Raw genomic sequence first — 218 nt, forward strand, 5'->3', positions numbered from 1 at the left:
GAAGCTCTTGCCCGGGAAACAAACTCAAACTAACAGTCCCTTGTCCTGCCTCGCGGGTGGAGGAATTTGACTGACCACACCCGGAGGAATTTGAAGTGACCCGCGGGGGTACACGCCATCGGCCCAGATGTAGACATAGCGACGCGCCGACAGATCGCGTCTCTGCCAGCGTTCGTACTCGACCTGCCAATCGGCCTTCAGGCCGGCGATCACCGAAG

Annotated in this window: 1 pseudogene; it reads right to left on the reverse strand. The window is 59.6% G+C overall.

The features are described 5' to 3' along the window. Positions 1 to 24: 24 nt before the first annotated feature. Positions 25 to 218: pseudogene (locus QJT78_RS52890) on the reverse strand (hypothetical protein); the annotation flags it as partial.

Source organism: Bradyrhizobium sp. Mp27 (assembly GCF_029953005.1).
GTDB lineage: Bacteria > Pseudomonadota > Alphaproteobacteria > Rhizobiales > Xanthobacteraceae > Bradyrhizobium > Bradyrhizobium barranii.